The 25,274-nt window shown below is 60.4% G+C and carries 23 protein-coding genes and 1 tRNA gene; 16 read left to right on the top strand and 8 right to left on the bottom strand.

What is annotated here, in order from left to right; all coding sequences use genetic code 11:
• Positions 1–107 precede the first annotated feature (107 nt).
• Together RLW55_RS02040 and RLW55_RS02035 are read right to left on the bottom strand one after the other, a co-directional pair.
• Positions 108–395 (bottom strand): DUF1150 domain-containing protein, encoded by a 288-nt coding sequence (locus RLW55_RS02040; protein ID WP_013946167.1) that lies wholly within the window; start codon positions 393–395, stop codon positions 108–110.
• 140 nt (positions 396–535) lie between these two features.
• Positions 536–979 (bottom strand): Hsp20 family protein, encoded by a 444-nt coding sequence (locus RLW55_RS02035; protein ID WP_409562073.1) that lies wholly within the window; start codon positions 977–979, stop codon positions 536–538.
• 266 nt (positions 980–1,245) lie between these two features.
• On the opposite strand from RLW55_RS02035, the gene RLW55_RS02030 reads away from it, so the two are divergent.
• Both RLW55_RS02030 and pqqA read left to right on the top strand, forming a co-directional pair.
• Positions 1,246–1,935, top strand: coding sequence for a hypothetical protein (locus RLW55_RS02030; protein WP_414461661.1), 690 nt, complete (start codon positions 1,246–1,248; stop codon positions 1,933–1,935).
• A 152-nt stretch (positions 1,936–2,087) separates the two neighbouring features.
• Positions 2,088–2,177, top strand: coding sequence for a pyrroloquinoline quinone precursor peptide PqqA (gene pqqA, locus RLW55_RS02025; RefSeq protein WP_015598624.1), 90 nt, complete (start codon positions 2,088–2,090; stop codon positions 2,175–2,177).
• Positions 2,178–2,255: 78 nt separating this feature from the next.
• Here pqqA and RLW55_RS02020 read toward each other — a convergent pair whose 3' ends face one another.
• From RLW55_RS02020 to RLW55_RS02000, 5 genes are all read right to left on the bottom strand, one after another.
• Positions 2,256–4,076, bottom strand: a complete 1,821-nt coding sequence (locus RLW55_RS02020) for an ABC-F family ATP-binding cassette domain-containing protein (protein ID WP_414461662.1) — start codon at positions 4,074–4,076, stop codon at positions 2,256–2,258.
• Between the two features lie 61 nt (positions 4,077–4,137).
• On the bottom strand, positions 4,138–4,353 hold the full coding sequence (locus RLW55_RS02015; RefSeq protein ID WP_423415409.1) for a YbdD/YjiX family protein: 216 nt from the start codon (positions 4,351–4,353) through the stop codon (positions 4,138–4,140).
• A 5-nt stretch (positions 4,354–4,358) separates the two neighbouring features.
• Positions 4,359–6,410: a carbon starvation CstA family protein gene (locus RLW55_RS02010; protein WP_423416367.1), complete on the bottom strand. Its 2,052-nt coding sequence runs from the start codon at positions 6,408–6,410 to the stop codon at positions 4,359–4,361.
• Positions 6,411–6,722: 312 nt separating this feature from the next.
• Positions 6,723–6,798: transfer RNA gene (locus RLW55_RS02005), tRNA-Ala, on the bottom strand.
• A 90-nt stretch (positions 6,799–6,888) separates the two neighbouring features.
• A complete protein-coding gene (locus tag RLW55_RS02000) occupies positions 6,889–7,263 on the bottom strand; it encodes a TIGR02300 family protein (protein WP_013946176.1) in 375 nt (124 codons plus the stop codon).
• A 236-nt stretch (positions 7,264–7,499) separates the two neighbouring features.
• Here RLW55_RS02000 and aroA point away from each other — a divergent pair, with 236 nt between their 5' ends.
• Together aroA and cmk are read left to right on the top strand one after the other, a co-directional pair.
• Positions 7,500–8,840 (top strand): 3-phosphoshikimate 1-carboxyvinyltransferase, encoded by a 1,341-nt coding sequence (aroA, locus tag RLW55_RS01995; protein WP_423415408.1) that lies wholly within the window; start codon positions 7,500–7,502, stop codon positions 8,838–8,840.
• On the top strand, positions 8,837–9,472 hold the full coding sequence (gene cmk, locus RLW55_RS01990) for a (d)CMP kinase (RefSeq protein ID WP_409562079.1): 636 nt from the start codon (positions 8,837–8,839) through the stop codon (positions 9,470–9,472). Before aroA ends, cmk begins: the two co-directional genes overlap by 4 nt.
• Before the next feature lie 35 nt (positions 9,473–9,507).
• Here cmk and RLW55_RS01985 read toward each other — a convergent pair whose 3' ends face one another.
• Positions 9,508–9,780 (bottom strand): PepSY domain-containing protein, encoded by a 273-nt coding sequence (locus RLW55_RS01985; protein ID WP_423415407.1) that lies wholly within the window; start codon positions 9,778–9,780, stop codon positions 9,508–9,510.
• 221 nt (positions 9,781–10,001) lie between these two features.
• Between RLW55_RS01985 and aceE the strand changes: the two genes are divergently transcribed.
• The 12 genes from aceE (at position 10,002) to RLW55_RS01925 (ending at position 25,225) form a co-directional block, all read left to right on the top strand.
• A complete protein-coding gene (aceE, locus tag RLW55_RS01980) occupies positions 10,002–12,677 on the top strand; it encodes a pyruvate dehydrogenase (acetyl-transferring), homodimeric type (RefSeq protein ID WP_423415406.1) in 2,676 nt (891 codons plus the stop codon).
• A 20-nt stretch (positions 12,678–12,697) separates the two neighbouring features.
• Positions 12,698–13,969, top strand: coding sequence for a 2-oxo acid dehydrogenase subunit E2 (locus RLW55_RS01975; protein WP_423415405.1), 1,272 nt, complete (start codon positions 12,698–12,700; stop codon positions 13,967–13,969).
• 9 nt (positions 13,970–13,978) lie between these two features.
• The gene (gene lpdA / locus RLW55_RS01970) at positions 13,979–15,730 is read left to right on the top strand and encodes a dihydrolipoyl dehydrogenase (RefSeq protein ID WP_423415404.1); all 1,752 of its coding nucleotides are present in this window, start codon (positions 13,979–13,981) and stop codon (positions 15,728–15,730) included.
• Between the two features lie 284 nt (positions 15,731–16,014).
• A complete protein-coding gene (gene rpsA, locus RLW55_RS01965) occupies positions 16,015–17,736 on the top strand; it encodes a 30S ribosomal protein S1 (RefSeq protein WP_409562084.1) in 1,722 nt (573 codons plus the stop codon).
• Positions 17,737–18,068: 332 nt separating this feature from the next.
• On the top strand, positions 18,069–18,902 hold the full coding sequence (gene sppA, locus RLW55_RS01960) for a signal peptide peptidase SppA (RefSeq protein WP_423415403.1): 834 nt from the start codon (positions 18,069–18,071) through the stop codon (positions 18,900–18,902).
• 32 nt (positions 18,903–18,934) lie between these two features.
• Positions 18,935–19,225 carry an integration host factor subunit beta gene (gene ihfB, locus RLW55_RS01955; RefSeq protein ID WP_013946186.1) on the top strand — a complete coding sequence of 97 codons (291 nt, stop codon included), beginning with the start codon at positions 18,935–18,937 and terminating at the stop codon, positions 19,223–19,225.
• 44 nt (positions 19,226–19,269) lie between these two features.
• The gene (locus tag RLW55_RS01950; protein ID WP_013946187.1) at positions 19,270–19,620 is read left to right on the top strand and encodes a lipopolysaccharide assembly protein LapA domain-containing protein; all 351 of its coding nucleotides are present in this window, start codon (positions 19,270–19,272) and stop codon (positions 19,618–19,620) included.
• A 177-nt stretch (positions 19,621–19,797) separates the two neighbouring features.
• Positions 19,798–20,448, top strand: coding sequence for a phosphoribosylanthranilate isomerase (locus tag RLW55_RS01945; protein WP_423415402.1), 651 nt, complete (start codon positions 19,798–19,800; stop codon positions 20,446–20,448).
• A gap of 61 nt (positions 20,449–20,509) precedes the next feature.
• Positions 20,510–21,751, top strand: a complete 1,242-nt coding sequence (trpB, locus tag RLW55_RS01940) for a tryptophan synthase subunit beta (RefSeq protein ID WP_423415401.1) — start codon at positions 20,510–20,512, stop codon at positions 21,749–21,751.
• 2 nt (positions 21,752–21,753) lie between these two features.
• Positions 21,754–22,584 (top strand): tryptophan synthase subunit alpha, encoded by an 831-nt coding sequence (trpA, locus tag RLW55_RS01935; RefSeq protein WP_414461673.1) that lies wholly within the window; start codon positions 21,754–21,756, stop codon positions 22,582–22,584.
• A gap of 178 nt (positions 22,585–22,762) precedes the next feature.
• Positions 22,763–23,842 (top strand): acetyl-CoA carboxylase, carboxyltransferase subunit beta, encoded by a 1,080-nt coding sequence (gene accD / locus RLW55_RS01930; RefSeq protein ID WP_409562089.1) that lies wholly within the window; start codon positions 22,763–22,765, stop codon positions 23,840–23,842.
• Positions 23,843–23,875: 33 nt separating this feature from the next.
• A complete protein-coding gene (locus RLW55_RS01925) occupies positions 23,876–25,225 on the top strand; it encodes a bifunctional folylpolyglutamate synthase/dihydrofolate synthase (protein WP_423415400.1) in 1,350 nt (449 codons plus the stop codon).
• Positions 25,226–25,274: the final 49 nt, after the last annotated feature.

Genomic DNA, 25,274 nt, shown 5'->3' with positions numbered 1-25,274 from the left:
AGCCTTCGGCACGCCGGCCGCCCATGCCTTTGGGCGGCCCCCTGCCGGTTCATAGCACCCCCCTGTGGGCCGGCGGACGATTTATACGTCGCCCGTTCAGCCGCGGGTCAGTGTAGCGGTGCGATCGACAACTCGTCTTCCTGAGCATGCCCGATTGCGGCCTGCAGCGTATCGGTCAACGCGATGGGCGTGCCGTCAGCCGCATGCAGCGAGAACAGAGGGATGCCCTTTGGCAAGCCTTCGATCTGCGGAAACATTTCCAGAGCTTCGTCCGAGGTCAATGTCTTGATGTAAGCGACCTCGCCGCCGCCAAGCCGTGCAAGCTCCAGTTCGCTCATGACCGGCGCGACGGCATCGTGGATGTCGGCAGATTTCGCGGTGGACTTAGTATTCATGACGCTCTTCCTCCTTGTGTCGAGGCCGGGCTCTCATCGCAAACCGGGAACCGCGGCCCACACAGGGGCCTCTCGATCTGCTCGTCTGCTCCGATCCTCCGACGATTCGGTCGCTTGCGCTGTGACGCGAAAGACTCAGCTCAGGTGCGGCTTTTGGTTGGCTTGGCCGCTCCGATCTCAATCCGGCGTACGAGGCGCTCAGGCTCAAGCCGCTGCAAGTCGACGGCCAGGAGGCCATTCGCAAGCTCTGCGCTTTTGACCTCGATGCCGTCTGCAAGGACGAACGTTCGCGAAAACTGCCGGGATGCGATGCCCCGGTAGAGATAATCGCGAGCCTTATCGTCCTGCTGCTTGCCACGAACCGTCAATTGTTTGTCTTCGAGCGTTATCTCGAGGTCGTCACGCGTGAACCCAGCCACAGCCAGGGTGATCCGCAAAAGCTCACCGGAATCGCCGTCCTTGGCGACCCTTTCTATATTGTACGGTGGGTAACCATCCCCGCCTTTGGTCGCGCGGTCAACCAACCGCTCGATCTCTTCAAAACCCAGAAGCAGGGGGTTCGAAAGTGCCGTTACACGCGTCATATGAAGGTCCTTAAGCAAGCGACCAACGTCCTATTCCCAGATGCCTTGCGGCCATCTGCCTCGCCGTCACAACTGCCCGGCGATTTGATGAAGATATGGGAACCGGTGACCGGTCTTCAAGCGGCAGGAGACGTCGCGCGGACCGGGCGTGTCGCTGGCGCCTCGGGGAGCCGGAAATCAGGGATTATCTGGAATTCCGCCTTAGTGCTGCCTGCCTTGGCCGCGAAGACGCAGAGCTTTTTCAGCTCGGGTTGCGTGGGGAATCTATGACGCCGGCTTCTGCGCTCTTTGTCTCGGTTTTAGCCTTTTTCTCTCTTTCAGCCGGTTCGGCCGTAATGGCTCAGGACGCGGCCAAGCCGGCCGTCGCCGGAGACTCCGGGACCGTTCTCGGCGACCCTGACGGTCCGCTGACGCCGGAGGAGAAAGCCGAGAAGGAGGCGCGGAAGGCGTGCAAGGTCGACCTTTGTCGTGCCTTTCACTCAAAAGATGCATCCGGTCCTGATATCGCCTGCCACGTCATCAAGAGCTGGCGGAAGGAGCAGTTGGCGAAGCTTGTCAGCAAGGTGAAGATCACTTGGCCGTACGAGGGTGCGCATTGCTCGATGGATCTCAACGTGAAGAGGGCCGACCTCGTTAAGGCGATGGCTGAGCCGAAAGCGGAAATCCAGTTCGCCAAGCATACCGTGACGTGTTCGATCGCAAGCGAGAAGAAGGGTCCCACGGACTTCTCGTTTGAGCTGACGCCGAAGGTGACGTTCGAGGACGGCAAAGCCGTCAGCGCAAAGGCCGAGTGGGGCAAGATTGAAGCGCCTACTCTGATCAAAAGCGCGCTTTGGACCGCGACGGCTGCTGACAATACCGTGAACATTCTATCGGGCTCTATTGTCGAAGAAGTGAACACGTTCATCGGCAAGCGATGCGATGAGGTGAAAGATCAATGGGCTGCCAAGCAATAGGCAGCTCGCATATCAATTCGCAAAAGCGAAGTGTTATAATGTTATTAGGCGCGCTTATGAGCGATTATGGCAAATACGATTGGCCCCCGTTGGTTTGACGATATAGGTAGCTCACGTTGTGAAGCGTGGACTAACCACTCTTGGAGGAACCCATGAAGACGTGGTCGAAGCCCGAAGTTCGCGAGCAGGAAGTTGGTCTCGAAGTGACCAGCTACCTACCGGCTGAGATCGACGTCATCTAACTTTAGGTGATGTCGGCTTAGGTCGAACTTTGAGCGGCGGTCGAGGGCACTCGGCCGTCGCTTTTGTTTGAGCGGAACTCAGCCAGAATTTTCGATCGCCTCGCGCTTTTCTTCCAGTTCCAGCCAAAGCGTTTCAGCGGTTTCGAGCTGCTGCTGAGCCTGTTGCAGGCGTTCGCTTGTCTTATCGAATGCGGCGCGGTCGCGGGTGAAAAGCTCGGCGTCGGCGAGTTTGGCGCCGAGAGTTTTGATTTCCGTCTCAAGCTTTGCGATCTCGCCGGGAAGCGTCGATAGCGCGTGCTTGTCCTTGAAGGACAGCTTCTGTCTTGCGGGCGCGGCGGCGGAAGATGCAGTGTTGCCTTCCGACGATTTTGCTGGTGATGCCGCTTGTTTTTGATCTTTCTCTAAAGCATCGCCTTTGCGTTGGGCGAGCATATCGGAATATCCGCCGGCATATTCGGTCCAATTCCCGTTTCCGGTCGGGGCCAATACGCTCGTTACAATTCGGTCGAGAAAATCGCGATCGTGGCTGACGAGGAGAATCGTGCCGCCGTAATCCGACAGCAATTCTTGCAGCAGATCGAGCGTTTCGAGATCGAGATCGTTCGTCGGCTCATCGAGCACGAGGACATTCGAGGGCTTTGCGAGCGCGCGAGCCAACATCAGACGGGCGCGCTCTCCGCCTGAGAGCACACGGATGGGTGACAGCCGCTGCTCGGGAAGGAACAGAAAGTCCTTCATGTAGCTCGCGACGTGACGTGCCTTGCCATTGATGACGACCTGGTCGCCGCGGCCGCCGGTCAAGGCATCCGCGACGGTCCAATTCGGATTGAGTTCGTCGCGGCGCTGGTCGAGCGCGACAACTTCGAGATTGGCGCCGTGGCGGATCGTGCCGCTGTCCGGTGCGATCTGGCCGGTCAAAAGCTTGATGAGCGTCGTTTTGCCTGCACCGTTCGGACCAACGATACCGAGCCGATCGCCGCGCATGATCCGCAGGTCGAGATTTTTGATGATATCGACGCCTTCGTAGCTCTTCGAAATGCCGGTCGCCTCGGCGACAAGCTTGCCGGAGATGCTGCCTTCCGCAGCGTCGAGGCGGACGCTGCCGACGACATGGCGCTGCTCTCGGACCTCCTGGCGCATGGCGCGAAGCTCACGCACGCGGCGGACGTTGCGCTTGCGCCGTCCGGTGACGCCGCCGTGCATCCACTGGTCTTCGCGGACGATCTTGCGGTCGAGCTTGTGGCGCTCGATCTCCTCTTCTTCGAGAACCTTATCGCGCCAGTCTTCGAAAGCAGCGAAGCCTTGTTCGAGCCGCCGGGTCTTGCCGCGGTCGAGCCAGACCGTGGCGCGCGACAGGTTTTCGAGAAAGCGCCGGTCGTGGCTAATGAGAAGCAGCGCCGAGCGCATGCCGAGGAGTGTTGTTTCAAGCCATTCGATGGCGGTCAGGTCGAGGTGGTTCGTCGGCTCATCGAGCAGCAGAACGTCGGGCTTGGCGGCAATGACACGGGCCAGAGCCGCACGGCGGGATTCGCCGCCCGAAAGATGCTGCGGCTCGCTGTCTCCTGAAAGACCAAGCTCGGCCAAAAGATACTCCGCCTGATAAGGATCGTCGGTTGGTCCGAGGCCGGCAACGACATAATCCCGGACGGTCGAGAAGCCATTGAAGTCGGCTTCTTGCGGCAGATAACGAACGCTGGCGCTGGGATGGGCGAAGCGCTCGCCGCTATCGGGCTCGACCAGCCCTGCAGCGATTTTCAGCAACGTCGATTTGCCGGAGCCGTTGCGGCCGACGAGGCAGATGCGGTCGCCCGGCGCGACCGTCAGTTCCGCGCCTTCAAGCAGCGGCGTGCCGCCGAACGTCAGATTGATGTCTTTGAGGGTAATCAGGGGAGGTGCCATGCGCCCCTCGTAGCGGGGGATGCGTGCGGGATCAATCGCAACCTCGCGCCCCGTGCGTCCGTCAGCAGCAGCGGTTGATTTTGCCGCTGCCCTCGCCGTAGCGGCTCGCCTGTCGTTCGCGGAAAAAGGCCTCGTAGTTCATGACCGGCTCGCCGGGGTGCGCGTGGCGGCGGTGTGCGACGTAAGCGTCATAATCGGGAATGCCGACCATGAGGCGTGCGGTGCGGACGATGCGCCGGGCGAGCCTGAAAATCGGAGCCGTGACGGTTTCGCGCATGGGGCTTACTCCGCTGGAACGGCGGCAGCTTCGCGCGCCGTTACGTGAGGGTTGTCGAGCGCCTGGACGATGGCCCGTATGCTAAAGCCTGCCATCGCGATGACCACCGCGCCCAGCAGCGCCGTCAACGTGGCGTTGACGTAGTCATTGAAGACAATGCGATGCATATCGCCAATGGATTTGGCGGGCGCCAGGATTTGGTCCGCTGTGAGCGCGCTTGCGAATTTATCCGCGTGGGCCAGAAAGCCGATGGCTGGATTATCGCTGAAGATTTTCTGCCAGCCTGCGGTCAACGTGCAGACGCCGAGCCATGTCGCGGGCGCGAGCGTGACCCAGGCATAGCGTTCGCGTTTCAGCTTGAAGAGAACGACCGTCCCTAAAAGCAGCGCGATGCAGGCGAGCATCTGGTTCGAAATGCCAAATAGCGGCCACAGCGTGTTGATGCCGCCCAACGGATCGACGACGCCTTGATAAAGGAAATAACCCCAGCCGAGAACCGCGATGCCGGTCGCGACAATGTTGGCGCTCCAGGATTTGGTCGCTCTGAACGAGGGGATGGCGGTGCCGATGAGATCCTGGATCATGAAGCGTGCGACGCGTGTTCCCGCGTCGATCGTTGTCAGGATGAAAAGCGCCTCGAACAGGATGGCGAAGTGATACCAGAACGCCATCAGTGCCTTGCCGCCGATGGCATTTGAAAGGATCTCGGCCATGCCGACGGCGAGCGTTGGGGCGCCGCCGGTGCGGGACAGAATCGTCGTCTCGCCGACGTCAGATGCGGCTTGTTTCAACACATCCGGTGTAATCGCGAAGCCCCATCCGGAAATTGCCGATGCGGCGGTTTCGGGTGTCGTGCCGATCAGCGCGGGCGGGCTGTTCAATGCGAAGTAGATGCCAGGTTCGAGCGTCGTCGCCGCGACCATGGCCATGATCGCCACGAAGCTTTCCATCAGCATCGCACCGTAGCCGATGACACGGGCGTTCACTTCATTGTCGAGCATCTTCGGCGTCGTGCCCGATGAAATCAGCGCATGAAAGCCGGAGATCGCGCCGCAGGCGATCGTGATGAAGAGGAACGGAAAGAGGCTGCCGGAGAAGACCGGGCCGGAGCCGTCAGCGAATTTCGTCACGGCAGGCATTTTGAGGTCGGGCAGGACGACGAAGATGCCGAGCGCGAGGCCGACGATGGTGCCGATTTTCAGAAACGTCGAAAGGTAGTCGCGCGGCGCCAGCAAGGCCCAGACCGGAAGAACGGATGCAACGAAGCCATAGGCGATCAGCGTCATCGAAAGCGTTTCGCCGGAATAGTCGAACAAGGGTGCAAGTGTCGCGTCGGCGGCGACATGGCGGCCGAAGATGAGTGACAGCATCAGCAACACGAAGCCGATCAGCGACATTTCTCCGATCCGGCCGGGCCGTATGAAGCGCCCGTAGATCCCCATCAGTACAGCGATCGGGATGGTCATTGCGACAGTAAAGGTCGCCCACGGACTGTGCGCCAGGGCTTTGACGACAACGAGGGCCAGCACGGCAAGCAAGATCACCATAATGATCAGGACGCCGATCATGGCGATGGTGCCGGCGATGTCGCCGAGCTCGCTGCGGATCATTTCGCCGAGCGAGCGGCCGTCGCGGCGCACGGATGCCCAGAGCACGATGAAATCCTGCACCGCACCCGCGAACACTGCGCCTGCGATCAGCCACAGCGTGCCGGGCAGATAGCCCATCTGTGCCGCTAGAACCGGGCCGACGAGGGGACCGGCGCCCGCAATTGCCGCGAAGTGGTGGCCGAACAGCACCGTTTTGTCGGTCGGGCAGTAGTCCAGGCCGTCATTGAAGCGCTGGGCGGGTGTGAGACGATCTGCGTCGAGCTGTAAAACCCTGTCGGCGATGAACCGCGCATAGAAGCGGTCGGCCAGTAGATAGGAGCAGATGGCGGCCATGACGAGCCAGATGGCGTTGATCGTCTCGCCGCGCGAAAGCGCAACGATGCCGAGCGCGGCAGCGCCGAGCAGCGCGATGCCGGTCCACATGAGTTTTGCTGGGGTGTTCGTCATCATCTCCGTCCCTTGACGCCCGCGATTATGCTTCGCAGGTCGCCGTTTGGCATGAGACTACATAAAATGTGTGGTGAGGAGCCAGCAGGCTCGGCCGCCAAAATGAGTGCGCGGTTTAAGCGACATTTATGCTGACGTTCGTTGCGTGGATGGCCGACTGCACCGCCATGACGGGATTGTTGACTGCAGTGGCTCCGTCGCTGCGCGAGTTTGGCGTGACCGCCTTCGCCCTATGGGCTCGCCGCGCCGGACCATGGGGCGCCAAATTGCGCGCAGCAGGGTTGGCGTGGCGGCTGTGCGCGAGTGAAAAATTGGTGGAGCTAACCGGGATCGAACCGGTGACCTCTTGCATGCCATGCAAGCGCTCTCCCAGCTGAGCTATAGCCCCGAACCACTTCAAGCGGCGGGGCTGGTTCCCGCCGAAGACCCGCCTGATAAGTCGTCTTTGCAAAAACTGCAAGGACGTTCGACAGGAATATTAGGGCTCTTCGTCGCCCTCGCCTGCCGGGCCGCCGATGATGTTAGACACATCGCCGCCCTCTTCTTCCTCTTCCTCAAGGAAGGTCTCGTCATCGTCAGCGCCGCCGGCGTCATCCGTCTCGACGTCCGCCAAAGCCTCTTCGCCCTCGACTGCCGGCAAATCACCGTCGTCATCGCTGACGGGTTTCTTGGCCTTCTTGGCGGCAAGATCACGCTGTTCGGCCTGCAGAGCCGCCAGCGCTGCCGGAGACGATGCGATCACGTATTTCGTGCCGCAAAATGGGCAAATGATAGGGTCGTGTCCCAGATCATAAAAGCGCTCGTCGCAATTCTGACAGGTGCGCTTCGTCCCGCGCTCTTGCTTGGTCGCCATTCGTCGTGCCTCAGTTCTCGGAAATTCAAGGGAGCCCGTCTGCCATAGGCGTCGTCCCCTGTCAAAACGAAAAGGTGGGGCGAAGTGGGGATGCGTCAAGGTCTTCCCTGATCGAGCGCTTGACCGGACGGGCCCGGTGCCGTTGACAGAGCGTCGCGGCGCGGTGTCTATCCGGAGCGAAATTGTCCGGAAAATTGCCCGCCGGCCTTGGATTCTAACGCTTTGGAACGTCTCAGTTGAACGCGCAATCTCCAGCAAAACCGCTCTCAGCGCTCAAGGCTGGCCCACTCGTAGGGCGGGTCAGGGTTCCGGGCGACAAATCGATCTCGCACCGAGCGCTCATTTTTGGGGCATTGGCGACAGGTACAACGCGGATCAAGGGACTTTTGGAGGCCGAGGACGTCATCAACACGGCTCGGGCTGTTGCGGCGCTAGGGGCTTCGGCTGAGAAGCAGGGCGATCTTTGGGTCGTGAAGGGGCGAGGCGTGGGTGGCCTGCGGACGCCGGACGGGCCGCTGGATTTCGGCAACTCGGGTACCGGGACGCGTCTGATGATGGGAGTCGTCGCAGGGCACCCTCTCACCGTGACGATGACGGGCGATGCCTCGCTTTCGAGGCGGCCGATGCGGCGGGTCCTAGGGCCGCTGGTCGAGATGGGCTTGGAGATCATGGAGCCCGGCAAGGAGACGTTGCCGCTTACGCTTCGCGGCACGAGCGAGCTGATGCCGATCGTCTATCGGCTGCCGGTGCCGTCGGCGCAGGTGAAAAGCGCGGTTTTGATCGCGGGTCTGCACGCAGCCGGGAAAACGACCGTCATCGAGCGTGAGCCGACGCGCGATCATACCGAGCGCATGCTTCGGCATTTCGGCGCGACCGTTACGAACGAAACGAAGGGCGAAGAGACGTATATCACGGTCGATGGTGATGCTGAGCTGGCCGGCAAAGACATCATCGTTCCCGGCGACCCATCATCGGCTGCGTTTCTCGTGGCGGCAGCGCTGATCGTGCCGGGGTCCGATATCACTATCGAAGGCGTGCTCGTCAATCCGACGCGGACGGGTCTTTATCTCACGCTGCAGGAGATGGGCGGCGACCTGACGTTCGAGAATGCGCGCGAAGAAGGGGGCGAGCCGGTTGCCGATATTCGCGTCAGATTTTCACGCCTGAAGGGGGTACATGTCCCGGCCGAACGGGCGCCGTCGATGATCGACGAATACCCGGTTCTGGCGGCGATCTCGGCGTTTGCCGAAGGACAGACGCGGATGGACGGCTTGGCGGAACTGAAGGTCAAGGAAAGCGATCGCCTTCAGGCGACAGCTGCGGGCCTCATCGCGAATGGTGCGCGCGCGGATGTCGATGGCGATACGCTGATAGTTGAAGGCGGAGGCGGGCTCAACGGCGGCGGCATCGTCGCGACGCATCTGGATCATCGCATCGCGATGGCGTTTTTGACGGCCAGCCTCGCTAGCAAGACGCCCATTGTTGTCGATGATGCGACGATGATTGCGACAAGCTTTCCGGAATTCCGGCCGATCATGGAAACGCTAGGTGCGCGTTACGCCGAGGTGGCACGATGACCCTGATCATCGCCATCGACGGACCGGCCGCATCGGGCAAAGGTACGCTTGCGAGGCGTGTTGCGGCGCATTTCAGTCTGCCGTGGCTTGATACGGGATTGCTTTATCGGGCAGTGGCGCGCGACGTGCTGGCAAATGGCGCAGCGCTTGATGACATTGCTGCAGCGGAGGCTGCTGCGCGTGCGATCTTAGCGGAAACGCTCGACGATCCGGCGTTACGTGGGCCGAGGGCCGGCGACGCGGCGTCCATCGTGGCGAAAATTCCGGAAGTTCGCGCCGCGCTTCTCGATTATCAGCGTGCCTTCGCTGGGCAGGACGGGGGCGCCGTGCTGGACGGCCGGGATATTGGCACGGTCGTTTGTCCTGGAGCGCATGTAAAGGTTTTCGTCACGGCGTCCGACGAGGCGCGGGCGCAGCGGCGCTTTTTGGAGCATCAGGGGCGCGGCGAAAACATTTCGTATGATGATCTGCTGACGGATATTCGGCAACGCGATGCGCGCGACCGTGGGCGCTCCACGGCGCCTATGCTTGCCGCGCGAGACGCGATGCACCTCGATACGACCGAGCTTGATGCTAATCAGGCTTTCGATGCCATGATGACGTTGATCAGGACCAAGCTCGGCAGTCTCTAAGCGTCCGAGGCCCACATTTCGCGATCCGGAAATCCTCAGTCGTGGTCGATCTCTTCCTTTAAGAGCGCCCCGGAATGAGGATCGACATGGAACTCCGTGATCTCACCGTTTTTGACGCCCTTGCCTTCCCAATAGCCATCATCAGCGTGAAGGCCGGTGATATTTGAATATCCCGCGGCTTCCAGCTTCTTCGTCACGTGTTCCTTGGGCATCCAGTCGGCGCCGGGGACGTCGTTATCGGCAAAGGCGGCTGCGCTTCCGGCCACTCCGAGAACCATTGCGAGTGCTATTGTTTTCATAGCGTTCATTTTCGCGGCTCCTATGCAGAGTTATCGAAGATCAAAGCACAACGCAGTTCCTTAAGGTGAGGTTGCGACGCGCTGTGCAATGCCGGACATTTTCGCGGAGCGAGGTCGCAAACGAGGTTCTGCATAACCAATTCACTTTAGTGGCATAAACGGCGGTCGGGCGTTTGTGTTAAACAGTCGGGCAAAGTCGCCAACGAAAGCGTTTCCGAGCGAAGGACGGTATGGGCAAAGAGGAACAAAAGTCTTCGAAGGCCGAGGACGCCGAAATCCAGGATTGGCGCGAGTCGATCTCGTCCGTCATCGCCTATGAGGGCACCGATCGGGCTGACGATATCTTGGGTGAAGTGGTCGAGCGAGCGCGTGCAAGCGGTGCAGCGATCCCGTTTGCATCGAGCACGGCGTACATCAACACTATCCCCGTTCGCGACGAGGCACCGCTTCCTGGCGATCGCGAGCTTGAGCATCGGATTGCCGCGGCAATCCGATGGAACGCCGCCGCGATGGTGCTTCGTTCAAACAAAGAGTCGAGCGAGCTTGGCGGGCACATCGCCAGCTATCAGTCGGCAGCGACGCTCTATGAAACCGGCTTCAATCATTTCTGGCACGCGCCGTCGGAGGAACACGGCGGCGATCTCGTGTTGATCCAAGGCCACTCTTCGCCCGGCATTTATGCGCGAGCGTTTCTGGAAGGGCGGCTTACCGAAGATCAGCTTTTGAATTTCCGGCAGGAAGTCGGCGGGCACGGGCTGTCATCTTATCCGCATCCATGGTTGATGCCGGATTTCTGGCAATTCCCGACTGTCTCCATGGGCCTCGGGCCGCTTATGGCGATCTATCAGGCGCGCTTTCTCAAATATCTGCATGCACGCGGGCTTGCGGACACCGATGGCCGGAAGGTCTGGGTGTTTTGCGGCGACGGCGAAATGGACGAGCCGGAAAGTCTCGGCGCGATTTCTCTAGCGGGCCGAGAGAAGCTCGACAACCTGATTTTCGTCATCAATTGCAACCTGCAGCGTCTCGACGGGCCGGTGCGTGGTAACGGCAAGATCATCCAGGAACTCGAACGGAATTTCCGCGGTGCCGGATGGAACGTCATCAAGGTTATTTGGGGTTCGCAGTGGGACGAGCTTCTGGCGAAGGACACGACGGGCAAGCTTCGCCAGTTGATGGAAGAATGCGTCGATGGTGAATACCAAGTCTTCAAGTCGCGCGATGGGGCTTTCATTCGCAAGCACTTCTTCGGCCGCTACCCGGAGACGGCGGCGCTCGTCGAAGATTGGTCGGATGACAAGATCTGGCGGCTGACACGCGGCGGTCACGATCCCTCGAAAGTCTATGCGGCTTATGCCGAAGCGGTTGCGCACAAAAACCAGCCGACGTGCATCCTGGCGAAAACCGTCAAAGGTTACGGCATGGGCGCGGCGGGCGAGGGCACGATGCTCGCGCACTCGTCCAAGAAGATGGACGTCGATACGCTGCGTCAGTTCCGCGATCGCTTCAAGATACCGGTGAGCGACGCGGAGATGGAAAAGCTGCCGTTCGTCCGCCTGCCGAAAGGGTCGCCGGAAGACGACTATCTGCACGCGATGCGCGACAAGCTTGGCGGGTATCTGCCGCAACGGCGGCGGAAGTCGATCTCGCTCGAAGCACCGCCGTTGTCGTTATTCGAGTCACAACTTAAAGGCTCGGACGGCCGCGAGATTTCGACGACGATGGCGTTCGTCCGCATTCTGACGGCGCTGATGCGCGACAAGGCGCTGGGTCGCCGCATCGTGCCGATCGTGCCCGATGAGAGCCGCACGTTCGGCATGGAGGGCATGTTCCGGCAGTTCGGCATTTTCAGTCAGGTCGGGCAGCTTTACGTGCCGCAAGATGCCGATCAGCTGATGTTCTATAAGGAAGACAAGCACGGTCAGATGCTGCAGGAAGGCATCAACGAGGCCGGTGCGATGGCGTCGTGGATCGCGGCCGCGACGAGCTATGCGACATCGAACGTGCCGATGATGCCGTTCTATATCTTCTATTCGATGTTCGGATTCCAGCGCGTCGGCGATCTTGCCTGGGCGGCCGGTGACGAGCGTTCGCGCGGCTTTCTGATCGGCGGTACGTCGGGGCGGACGACGCTCAACGGCGAAGGTTTGCAGCATGAAGATGGGCATAGCCATCTCATGTCGGCGACGGTGCCGAACTGCGTGTCTTATGATCCGACGTTCAACTACGAGGTCGCCGTCATCATTCAAAGCGGTCTCAAGCGCATGCTGCAGGATCAGGAGGACGTGTTCTTCTATCTGACGCTGCTGAACGAGAACTACGAGCATCCGCCGATGCCGGAGGGTGCTGAGGCCGGCATCATCAAGGGGATGTATCTTTTTCGCGAGGGGGCGAAGAATGCCAAAGGCCACAAGGTGCAGTTGATGGGCTCGGGCGCCATTCTGCGCGAAGTCATCGCCGCCGCCGATTTGTTGCGCGACGATTGGGGTGTGGAAGCCGATATCTGGAGCGTGACGAGCTTCACCGAGCTTGCGCGCGAAGCGCACGACGTTGAGCGCTGGAACCTGCTGCACCCAACAGAGACGCCGCGCGTGCCCTATGTCACGCAGATGGTTTCAGGCCGCGGCGAAGGGCCGGTGATTGCATCGACCGACTACATCAAGATGTTTGCGGAGCAAATCCGCCCGTCGGTGCCGAACAAATATTCGGTGCTTGGAACGGACGGCTTTGGCCGCTCGGACTATCGCCGGACGTTGCGGTATTTCTTCGAGGTGGATCGTCATTTCGTGACGATTGCGGCGCTGAAGGCGCTGGCTGATGAAAACAAGATTCCGTCGATCAGGGTGGCGGAAGCCATCTCGAAATACGGGATTGATCCCGAAAAGCCCAATCCCGCGCATAGCTGATAACGTACAGGTTCGCTCTCATGCCGCTCGTCGATGTCAAAGTTCCGAATATCGGTGACTTCGAAAATGTGCCGATCATCGAGATTCAGGTGAAGCCCGGTGATGAGGTCAACGCCGACGATCCGCTGATTACGCTCGAAAGCGATAAGGCGTCGATGGATGTGCCGTCGCCTGCGAAAGGCAAGGTCGCAGAAATTCTCGTAACGATCGGCGACAAGGTCAGCGAGGGCAGCGCCATTCTGCGGCTCGACACGGCGGGCGAGAGCAAGATTGAGCCGGTCCCAAACGGCAAAAGCCGCGAAGCGGACGCCGCTCCGAAATCCAAGGCAGCGGAAGAATCTTCCCCCGCGGAGCCTGACGAAGAAAGCGAACTACCGCCGCCTGCCGATTTCGATGCGGTCTTTGCGAGTCCGTCTGTTCGACGTATCGCGCGCGAACTTGACGTCGATCTGACGAAAGTGAAAGCCACTGGCAATAAGGGGCGGATCACCAAGGAGGATGTAAAGGCTTTCATCGCGCGGAGCGGAACGCCAGCGGGATCGGGCGCGGCAATGTCCGGCATTCCGGAAATCCCGCCGCAGGATTTTGCGAAGTATGGGCCGGTCGAGACGAAGCCGATGTCGCGTTTGAAGCGGCTGACCGGCCCCAATCTGCATCGCGCGTGGCTCAATGTTCCGCACGTCACCAACTCGGACGATGCGGATATCACCGATCTCGAAGCCTATCGCAAAGAACTCGACGCGACGGCAAAGACGAAGGGCTATCGAGTGACGCTTGTCGCGTTTCTGCTGAAAGCTTCCGTCTCGGCTTTAAAGGAGTATCCCGAGGTCAACGCGTCGCTCGCCCCGAGCAAGGATGCGCTGATCCTGAAGCGCTATTACAACATCGGCGTCGCGGTCGACACGCCGGATGGACTAGTCGTGCCCGTGATCAAGGATGTCGACCGCAAGGGCATCCTGGAACTCAGTCAAGAGTTGACGGCGGTATCGGCGCGGATGCGCGACGGCAAGATTACGCCAGCGGATATTCAAGGCGCGACGTTCTCGATTTCGAGCCTCGGCGGCATCGGCGGCACGAACTTCACGCCGATCGTCAATGCGCCGGAAGTCGCCATTCTCGGGGCGGTGCGTGCGCAGATGAAACCGGTTTGGGACGGCTCGACATTTCAGCCTCGGCTGATGCTGCCGCTGTGCCTGTCCTACGATCATCGCGTGGTGGACGGCGCGCTTGCTGCGCGCTTCCTGCGCAAGATCTGCGATGCGCTGGCAGATGTGCGGCAGCTGGTGCTATAGGCCGCCGACATGAGCAAAAAAGAAATCCGCGTTCCCGATCTCGGCGACTTCAAGGACGTGCCCATCATTGAGGTGCACGTGAAGGCTGGCGCAAGCGTTGCGCCGGAAGATCCGCTCATTACGCTCGAAAGCGATAAAGCGTCGTTCGACGTTCCGGCGCCGGAAGCCGGGAAGATCGTCGATCTGCTTGTCAAGGTTGGCGACAAAGTGAGCGAAGGCAGCGTGATCCTGACGCTCGAGTCGGGCGCGGCGACGGCTCCATCGCAGCAGGAAGCTTCGACGAAGACAGAGGCCGCACCCGTCGCGTCTGCTGCGAAAGATTATTCCGGCGATGCGGATCATAACTGCGAGGTGCTCGTGCTCGGCGCTGGGCCGGGTGGCTATTCTGCGGCGTTCCGCGCGGCTGACCTCGGAGCGAAGACCATCCTTGTCGATCGCTGGCCGATGCTCGGGGGTGTCTGCCTGAATGTCGGCTGCATTCCGTCGAAGGCGCTGTTGCACACGGCTTTCGTTATCGACGAAGCTGCGGCGCTCGCGAAACACGGCATCTCGTTCGGGGCGCCGAAAGTCGATTTGCAGAAGCTCGCGGCCTTCAAGGATGGTGTCGTCGGCAAGCTGACGGGCGGCCTCGCTTCGATGGCGAAGGCGCGCAAGGTGACGACGCTGCGCGGCACGGGCACATTCGCGGGCGCGCACCATTTGAAGGTGCGGTTCGATGATGGACGTGAACAGACCGTGCGCTTTGAGAAGGCGATCATCGCGGCAGGATCAGAGGCGGTCGCATTGCCGTTCATGCCGTCCGATCCGCGTATCGTCGATTCCACCGGCGCGCTCGAATTGCGTCAGGTTCCGGACAAGATGCTTGTTATCGGTGGCGGCATCATCGGACTCGAAATGGCGACGGTCTATTCGACGCTCGGCGCGCGGCTCGATGTCGTCGAGTTGCTCGATGGCTTGATGCCTGGCGCGGATCGCGATCTCGTCAGCACCTGGCAGAAGGTCAATGCGCGTCGTTTCGACAAGGTGATGCTGAAGACGAAAGTCGTCGCGGCGGAAGCGAAGCGCGACGGTATCTACGTGACGTTTGAGGGCGAGAATGCGCCGCCTGAGCCGCAGCGTTACGGTCTCGTGCTCGTGGCCGTCGGACGCAAGCCGAACGGGAAAATGATAGCGGCGGATAACGCGGGCGTGGCAGTTTCCGAGCGTGGCTTCATTCCGGTCGACAAGGACATGCGCACGAATGTCCCGCATATCTTTGCCATCGGCGATATCGCAGACGAGCCGATGCTGGCGCATAAGGCCGTTCATCAGGGGCATGTTGCGGCTGAGAATGCCGCCGGTAAAAAAAGTTTCTTCGATGTGCGGCAGGTCCCGTCGGTCGCCTATACCGACCCGGAGATTGCCTGGGCCGGTCTGACTGAGACCGAGGCCAAGGCGCGGGGAATTGCTTACAAAAAAGCGGTGTTTCCGTGGGCGGCTTCAGGCCGGGCCATCGCCAATGGCCGCGATGAAGGCTTCACCAAGCTGCTTTTTGACGAGAAAACAGAGCGGATTATGGGCGGCGCCATCGTCGGAACAGAGGCCGGAAACCTGATTTCCGAGATTTGCCTGGCAATCGAGATGGGGGCCGACGCGGTCGATATCGGCAGGACAATCCATCCGCATCCGACGTTGTCGGAATCGGTCGGCATGGCCGCCGAGGTGGCGGAAGGCGTCTGCACGGACCTGATGCCAGCGAAGCCGCCGCGGCCGAAAAGTTAAGGCCCTGCAACCCTTGCGTTTGCGAGGCCGGTTCGTTATATCCACCCTCATTCGACGTCACCGTCGGATGGTCATGAGGAAGATCAGCCGGTTGGGCGCCCTATAGGGCCCCCGAATTCTGACCGGTAGGGCTGCGGCCCATCACGGTGACATCATTCCAGAGATATCAGCGCCAATAAACCGGGCATTGCGTTCGCGCGGCTCGGATCAATGGCGTTTTCAACCATTCAACGCAACACGCTTGGCCGCAGCGCCGAGCTTACGTCATCAACCTAGGAGACCTAATGTCCGCTGAACTCGCTACCAAAGAACTTAACCCCTCGCGCGAGGATTTTGCCGCCCTCCTCGCTGAAAGCCTTGCCAAGGACGACCTGTTCGAAGGCTCCGTCGTTAAGGGCAAGATCGTCGGCATCGAAAAAGACATGGCGATCATCGACGTCGGCCTGAAGATGGAAGGCCGCGTTGCAATGAAGGAATTCGGCGTCGGCGGAAAGCCCGGCGACCTCAAAGTCGGCGATACCGTCGAAGTCTACCTGGAGCGCGTCGAGAATGCGCTCGGTGAAGCGGTTCTGTCGCGCGACAAGGCTCGCCGCGAAGAAAGCTGGACGCGCCTCGAACGCCTCTATGAAAAGGGCGAAAAGGTCACGGGCGTCATCTTCAATAAGGTCAAGGGCGGTTTCACCGTCGATCTCGACGGCGCCGTCGCGTTCCTTCCGGGCAGCCAAGTCGATATTCGTCCGGTTCGCGATATCGGACCTCTGATGCATCAGCAGCAGCCCTTCCAGATCTTGAAGATGGATCGCCGTCGCGGCAACATCGTCGTTTCGCGTCGTTCGGTTCTCGAAGAGAGCCGTGCCGAGCAGCGCACGGAGATCGTCGCGCGTCTCGCCGAAGGCCAGATCATCGACGGTCTCGTCAAGAACATCACCGACTACGGCGCGTTCATCGACCTTGGCGGCATCGACGGCCTGCTGCACGTCACCGATATGGCATGGCGCCGCGTCAATCATCCGTCCGAGATCCTCAACGTCGGCGATACGGTGAAGGTGCAGATCATCCGCATCAATCCGGAAACGCAGCGTATTTCGCTCGGCATGAAGCAGCTGCAGTCGGATCCGTGGTCTTCGATCGAGAGCAAATATCCAATCGGCGCCAAGGTGAAGGGCACCGTCACGAACATCGCTGATTACGGCGCGTTCGTTGAGCTGGAGCCGGGCGTCGAAGGCCTGATCCACGTCTCGGAAATGAGCTGGACGAAGAAGAACACGCACCCCGGCAAGATCGTTTCGACGAGCCAGCAGGTCGAAGTGCAGGTTCTCGAAGTCGATCCGCAGAAGCGCCGTATCTCGCTTGGCTTGAAGCAGACGCAGGAAAATCCGTGGGATTCGTTCCTCACGCAGCACCCGAAGGGTTCTGTCGTCGAAGGCCCGATCCGCAACATCACGGAATTCGGTCTGTTCATCGGCCTCGACAACGGCATCGACGGCATGGTCCACCTGTCCGACCTCGACTGGCAGAAGCCGGGCGACGAAGTCATCAAGGACTACAAGAAGGGCGACAACGTCAAAGCCGTCGTTCTCGACGTTGATGGCTCGAAGGAGCGCATCTCTCTCGGTATCAAGCAGCTCGCCGGCGATCCGGCCGACGCGATGGCGAAGTACAAGAAGGGCGATGCCGTGACCGGCACGGTCACGTCGGTCAGCGAGGCTGGCATTGAGGTTCGCATTGCGGACAGCGAGCTGACGTCGTTCATCAAGCGCGGCGATCTCTCGCGTGACCGCTCTGAGCAGCGTCCGGAGCGCTTCAACGTCGGCGATAAGGTCGATGCGGCAGTTCTGTCGGTCGACAAGGCTGCGCGCCGCATCGCGGTTTCGATCAAGGCTCTCGAGCTGGCTGAAGAGAAGCAGGCGGTTGCTCAGTACGGCTCGTCCGACTCGGGCGCTTCGCTGGGCGACATCTTCAAGGCCGCGATCAAGAAGCGCGAAGGCGCCGAAGAGAACGAATAAGGCCGAGGCCGGCAACGGTCTTGAAAGGAATATTGATAAGCGCGCGGCAACCCTTGCTGCGCGCTTAACTTTTGTATGAGACGACGCACCGTGCCCCGTTGCCCGGGAAGCAAACCTTGCCTACGGTCGCGCGCAGAATGCACCCCCGTGCTGGTGGCCCCCGGTTATCCCAGCTCGCGTGCCGAGGGAGAGGCTACCCTATGCTTGAAACGGAAACTGTTCTCGACCGCCGCCGGCTTCGCCGTTCGGTCTCGATTTGGCGCGGTCTGGGACTTGCCGCGATCGCCGTAGCGCTTGGCGCTTTGGCGCTGGGGGGCAACAAACTCGCTACGTTGGCGGGCGAGAAGCAGATTGCCCGGGTGACTATTACCGGCACGATCACCGAAGATCGCGATCAGCTTCAAATGCTGAAGGACATCGCCGACGACGACAGCGTTTCCGGCGTGCTGATCTTCATCAACAGCCCCGGCGGCACGACAACGGGTGGTGAGGCGCTTTACGAGGCGATCAGGGCGCTTGCCAAGAAGAAACCGGTTGTGGCCGAGTTCGGCACCATGGCGGCCTCTGCAGCCTATATTGCCGGCATTGCCACCGACCATATCGTGGCGCGCGGCAACTCGATCACCGGCTCTGTCGGCGTCATCGTGCAGTGGCCGGAATTCGTACAGCTGCTCGATAAGATCGGGGTTAAAGTCAATGAAGTGAAAAGCGGTCCGCTGAAGGCGTCGCCGTCGCCGTTCGAACCATTGGATGATGGTAGCAAGAAGGTCATCCAGGACATGATCGCGGATGGCTTCAAGTGGTTCGTGGGCTTGGTCGAGACCCGTCGCGGCGTGAAGGCGGCCGATATTCCGGGGCTGCTCGATGGTCGAATCTTCTCCGGCCGGGAGGCCTTGCAGGCCAAGCTGGTTGACCAGATCGGCGGCGAGGATGAGGCCGTGAAGTGGCTGAAGGACGTGAAAAATGTTCCCCAGAACGCCAAGGTTACCGACTGGAAGCCTGAAAAATCAGGTAGTTACGGGATTCTGGGTATGTCCGCGGGCATCGCCGGGTGGCTGTTCGGGCCATCGGCGGCGGACGCAACAAATTTTTTGCTTCGTGATCGGACGATTTCAACACTCGGGCTTGACGGTCTTCTCTCAGTTTGGCACCCTTCTGAAAAATAACGATAAATGGCCGTCGAGCTGGGGAGCGAAACGTGATCAAATCGGAGCTGGTGCAGAGGATCGCAACTGCCAATCCTCACCTTTATCATCGTGATGTCGAGCGCATCGTGAATGTCATTTTCGATGAGATCGTTGACGCTTTGTCGCGAGGAGATCGCGTCGAGCTTCGTGGTTTCGGCGCATTCACCGTGAAACATCGGGCGTCTCGGCAGGGAAGAAATCCGCGGACTGGTTCAACAGTCGCAGTTGCCGAGAAGTTCGTCCCGTTCTTTAAGACCGGTAAAGAGCTTCGGGATCGGCTCAATAAGCTCAACGGTCACTGAGCGGAAAGTTCAGTCGCCGATCGAAAGCCGAAATGAGGTCCGTCATGTTCAGGCGCATTCTGTCGCTTCTTATCGGCTTTCCGCTCGGCATCATTCTGGTGGCGATTGCGGTTTCAAATCGTCAGCCGGTCGATCTGATCCTCGATCCGTTCCGGCCGGAAACACCTGCGCTTTCGATTGAACTGCCTTTCTATATTTATCTGCTGGCGGCGCTTGTCTTGGGTGTCGTTCTCGGCGGTATCGCAACGTGGATGGGGCAGAGCCGATGGCGTCAGACCGCGCGTTCGCAAGGCCGCCGCGCGGCGCGATGGCAGGCTGAAGCCGACCGTCTTACGCGCGAGCGTGAAACCGAGGCGCCTGCCGCAAGCGGTCAGTTGGCTATCTCCGGCCGCTGATTTTTCGCGCTGCCTTCGAGCGTCCTCGACGTTTTATCGCGCAACGGCTGCGACTTACGGACTGCACCAGAGTGCATATCCGATCGGACTGGTCGAAGGTGCGGACTTTCATTGCATTGAAGCGCTGGCGAAAGCAGCGTCTCATAAGTAACTCGGCGGCTTAACTCACGAAACTTTATGAGCATTAGCGCAAAAATCTGCGGGATCTCGACGTCTGAAGCATTGGACGCAGCCATTGCCGGCGGCGCCGATTACGTCGGATTTGTTTTCTTCGAAAAAAGCCCGCGTCATCTCGAAATCAGCCGCGCCAAGGAGCTTGCGGCTTTGGCGCGGGGACGCGTGAAAAGCGTCGTGCTGACGGTCAACGCCACCGACGAAGCGCTGCGCGAGATCGTCGATGAAGTTTCGCCCGATGTGCTGCAGCTTCATGGCAGCGAAACACCGGAACGGGTTGCTGAAATCAAGAAGCTGTTCGAACGTCCGGTGATTAAGGCTATCTCCGTCGCGACGGCTGATGATGTGCGTAATGCCGACGCGTACGCGGGCATCGCCGACCTTATCCTTTTCGATGCCAAGGCCGTTCCAGGCGCTGATCTGCCGGGCGGCAACGGACGTACGTTTGATTGGGCGGCTCTTGATGGCATCTCAGATAATTTGCCGTTCATGCTGTCGGGTGGCCTGAGCCCTGACAACGTCGCGGCGGCCATCGCCCGGACACACCCCGTTGCGGTCGATGTTTCGTCGGGCGTTGAGATAGCGCCCGGCATCAAAGACCCCGAGCGAATCCGCCGCTTTCTTCAGGCAGCGAAGACCGCTAAGCACACCTAGACATTCTTTCTCTCCCGATGCGGGAGTAGGGCGACACAGCGAGGCCTTTACGGCGACCGACATGGCAACCACATCGACGAAGGCGGCGGAAGCCGCGCTCAACAGTTTCGCAACGGGGCCGGACGACAGGGGCTTTTTCGGCATCTTTGGCGGCCGCTTCGTCGCCGAAACGCTGATGCCGCTGATCCTTGATCTCGAACGCGCCTACGAGGCGGCGAAGGCGGACCCGGAATTTCAGCGCGAGCTGAACAATCTCAGCCTGACCTATGCGGGGCGCCCGAGCCCGCTCTATTACGCGGAGCGCATGACAGCGGAGCTTGGCGGCGCCAAGATCTATTTCAAGCGTGAAGAGCTCAATCACACCGGCTCGCACAAGATCAACAATTGCCTTGGCCAGATCCTGTTGGCGCGGCGCATGGGCAAGACGCGCATCATCGCGGAAACCGGTGCGGGTCAGCACGGCGTTGCAACGGCCACGGTCTGTGCAAAGTACGGCATGCCGTGCGAGATCTACATGGGTGCAACCGACGTCGAGCGGCAGGCGCCGAACGTTGCGCGCATGGCACTCCTCGGCGCCAAGATCAATCCCGTCACCTCAGGTGCGGGCACGCTGAAAGATGCGATGAACGAAGCGTTGCGCGACTGGGTAACGAATGTTCGCGACACATATTATCTCATCGGTACGGCGGCAGGTCCCCACCCCTATCCGGTGATGGTGCGCGACTTCCAAGCGATCATCGGCCGGGAAGTGCGTGAGCAGATGATGGAGGTGGAAGGCCGTCTTCCGGATACGCTGGTCGCGTGCATCGGCGGTGGCTCGAACGCCATTGGGCTGTTTCATCCGTTCCTCGATGATAAGGACGTCGCGATCTATGGCGTCGAAGCGGGCGGTCACGGGGTTGATGTTGAGAACGGCCATGCGGCATCGATGACGGGTGGCTCGCCGGGCGTTCTGCACGGCAATCGCACGTATCTCTTGCAGGACGGCGACGGACAGATCCTCGAAGGCCATTCGATTTCGGCGGGCCTCGATTATCCAGGCGTCGGGCCGGAACATTCGTGGCTGAAGGATATCGGCCGCGTGACCTACGTTCCTGCGACCGACACGGAGGCGCTTGATGCGCTGACGTTCTGCACGCGGCTTGAAGGCATCATTCCGGCTCTCGAGTCGAGCCACGCGCTGGCGCACGTGAAGAAGCTCGCGCCGACCTTGCCGAAGGATCACCTTCTCGTCGTCAACATTTCTGGCCGTGGTGACAAGGATCTGGCCACAGTCGCGAAGCATCTGGGCATGAAGATCTGACGATGACCAAGCACGAGACACGCATCGACGCGCGCTTTGCAGCGCTGAAGAAACAGAAGCGCAAGGCGTTGATCACGTTTGTGACGGCGGGCGATCCCGACCTCGAAACGAGCGCGGCGATTTTGGACGATCTGGTCAAAGCCGGGGCGGACATCATCGAGCTCGGCATGCCGTTTTCCGATCCGATGGCGGACGGTCCGGCGATCCAGGCGTCCTCACAGCGGGCGCTCAAGGCCGGCCAAAACATGCTCAAGACGCTCGAAATGGTGCGGGCGTTTCGCACCAAGGATGATGCGACGCCGATCGTTCTGATGGGCTACTACAACCCGATCTACGTCTACGGCAACGAGCGCTTCATCAAGGATGCGAAGGCTGCCGGCGTCGATGGTCTGATCGTCGTCGATGTGCCACCCGAGGCCGACGACGAGCTGTGTCTGCCGGCGCTCAAGGCCGGGCTGAACTTCATTCGGCTCGCAACTCCGACAACAGACGCGAAACGCCTTCCAGCGGTACTGCAGAATACGTCAGGTTTCGTTTACTACGTGTCGATCACCGGCATCACCGGGGCAGCCGCCCCCGTAGTGAACGATGTTCATAATGAGGTGCAGCGGATAAAGAACGCGACACCGCTGCCGGTTGTGGTGGGCTTTGGCGTCCGGACCGGCGAGCAGGCGCGGGCAATTGCCCGGGGAGCAGATGGCGTCGTGGTCGGCTCGGCTATTGTGTCGGCCATCGAAAAGTCTTTAGGATCAAAGGGTGAGCCAAGCGGAACGACCTGCGAGAGCGTTTCTCGACTGGTCCGTGAATTAAGCTCGGCACTAAGCGCCGACTAGCGCTTTTCCTTGATTAGCTCTATTGGATACGGCCTTCTGCACCCCATGTCCGGACCATGTCCGAGCGCCGGTTCGCCAGGAGCGCCAAAGATGGGCGGACTGAGAGAGGGGTGCCATTGTGCCCGCACGCTGATGCGGTAAGCACACCTTATAGCGGCTTTTGAGGAGCCAACGGGACGTGAATTGGATCAATAACGTCGTTCGCCCGAAAATCAGCGGGCTTTTGTCGACGGCGAAGCGTGAGGTACCGGACAATCTCTGGGTGAAGTGCCCGGAGTCGGGCCAGATGGTTTTTTACAAAGACCTCGAGGCGAACCAGTTCGTTGTACCCGGCTCGAACTATCATATGCGCATGGGTTCGCAGCAACGGCTGCAACACCTGTTCGATGCTGGCGAGTATCGGACGGTCGCCGTTCCGACCGTGCAGCAGGACCCGCTGAAGTTTCGCGACGGCCGCAAATACACTGATCGTCTGAAAGACGCCAAGGCCGAGACCAAGCTCGAAGACGCCGTTCTGGTCGGTGAAGGCCAGCTCGAAGGCATGCCGATCGTCGCTGCGGCTCAGGATTTCCGCTTCATGGCGGGCTCGCTCGGCATGGCTGCGGGCGAAGCGATTATTGCGGGCATGCTGCGCGCCTTGGAACTCAAGACGCCCTTCATTCTGTTTGCGGCCTCGGGCGGCGCTCGCATGCAGGAAGGCATCCTGTCGCTCATGCAGATGCCGCGCACGACGATTGCGGTACAGAAGCTGCGCGATGCGCACCTTCCCTACATCGTCGTTCTCACCGATCCGACGACCGGCGGCGTTACGGCATCATACGCCATGCTGGGTGACGTCCATATTGCAGAACCAGGCGCGCTCATTTGCTTTGCCGGTCCGCGCGTCATTCAGCAGACGATCCGCGAGCAGTTGCCGGACGGCTTCCAGCGTGCGGAATACCTGCTGTCGCATGGCATGATCGATATGGTCGTGCATCGTCATCAGATGCGCGAGACTTTGGCGCGTGTTTGCCGGCTGCTCATGGGCGGGGCCACGGTTAAGGCTTCGAAGAGCACAGGCAAGGTCAACGGCAAGCCATACGTCAACGGCTCGTCTGTCGACAGCAACGTCATCGAGACGGCGGCTCGGGAATCCGGAGTGGTCGAGCCTGAGGCCGTGCCGAACAGCCAGCGGTTCGAACCGGCCAAGGCGGACAAGCCGAAGCGTGACGAGACTGCAGCTTCGACGGCACAGAAAGATGCGCCGCGGAGCGCCTAACGAACCCTTCAAAAAAATGCGGGGCGCACGGATATGACCTCGTCGACGAAACGGCGGACCAGCGACGCGATTCTGGCCGACATGATGCTCTTGCATCCGAAGCTGATCGACCTGTCGCTCGGCCGGGTGGAGCGTCTACTTGCTAAGCTCGGTCATCCGGAAAAGAAGCTGCCGCCCGTCGTCCATATAGCCGGGACCAATGGCAAGGGTTCGGTGACGGCATATCTTCGCGCGTTCGCCGAGGCGGCGGGGAAGCGCGTCCACATCTACACGTCACCGCATCTCGTGCACTTTCACGAGCGCATCGCGCTCGCCGGTGATGACGGGAAAGCGCACGCAATCGACGAGGACGCACTCGTCGATGTGCTGACGCGCGTGCACGCTGTTAATGACGGCGACGACATCACCCAATTCGAGATCACGACGGCGGCGGCCTTCCTGGCGTTTTCGGAGCGTCCGGCAGATGTACTGCTGCTCGAAGTCGGCCTTGGCGGCAGGCTCGACGCAACGAACGTGATCGCGAAGCCCGCGTTGACGGTCATCACGCCGATTTCGATGGACCACGCCGAGAAGCTCGGCCCGACCCTCGGCAAGATAGCCTTCGAGAAAGCCGGTATTTTGAAATCCGGCGTTCCGGGCATCATTTCGCAGCAAACGGATGATGTGCTGACTGTGCTTGAAGGTCGAGCCCGGACGATCGGTGCGCCGCTGACCGTATGGGGCCGGGACTACGACGCCTACGAGCAGGCCGGGCGCCTGGTCGTGCAACGAGAGGACAGGCTACTCGATCTGCCTCTCCCGGCGCTGATTGGCCGGCATCAGATCGTCAATGCTGGAACGGCTGTCGCGGCAGCGCTCGTTCTCGGCGAGACGGTTCCGGAACTTGCCGTCGATGAACGCGCCATCGAGGAGGGGCTGCGAACGGTCGAATGGCCGGCGCGCATGCAGCAGCTCACATCAGGTCCGCTGCCGGCCATCCTCGGTGAGGAAGCCGAGCTGTGGCTCGACGGCGGTCATAACCCGGCCGCGGGCGATATGCTCGCCGATACGCTTGCAGCGCTCGATGAGAAATCTCCCAAGCCGGTCTATCTGATCGTCGGGATGATGGGGGGCAAGGATTCTCTCGGTTTCCTGGCGCCGTTTCGTGGGCTCGTTCGCGCGATCTACACCGTGCCAATCCCCGGTGCACATGAGGCTCCGCACAGCGAAGAGGATCTCGCGGAAGTTGCCAGAAACGCCGGCATGCAGTCGCTTGATCGCAAAAACGTGATCGATGCGCTGCAGACGATTGCGGGGCTGCCCGAAGGTCCGAAGCGGGTTTTAATCTGCGGTTCGCTTTATTTGGCGGGCCATGTGCTTTCCCTTCAGCAAGGCCTCGAATAAGCTGCAACGGCGGTGTTTGCCGGCTTGCGCCAAGTCAAGGCTGGTCATC

This window comes from Hyphomicrobium sp. B1 (assembly GCF_049532635.1).
GTDB lineage: Bacteria > Pseudomonadota > Alphaproteobacteria > Rhizobiales > Hyphomicrobiaceae > Hyphomicrobium_B.
This window is presented reverse-complemented; position numbering and strand designations above follow the sequence as displayed.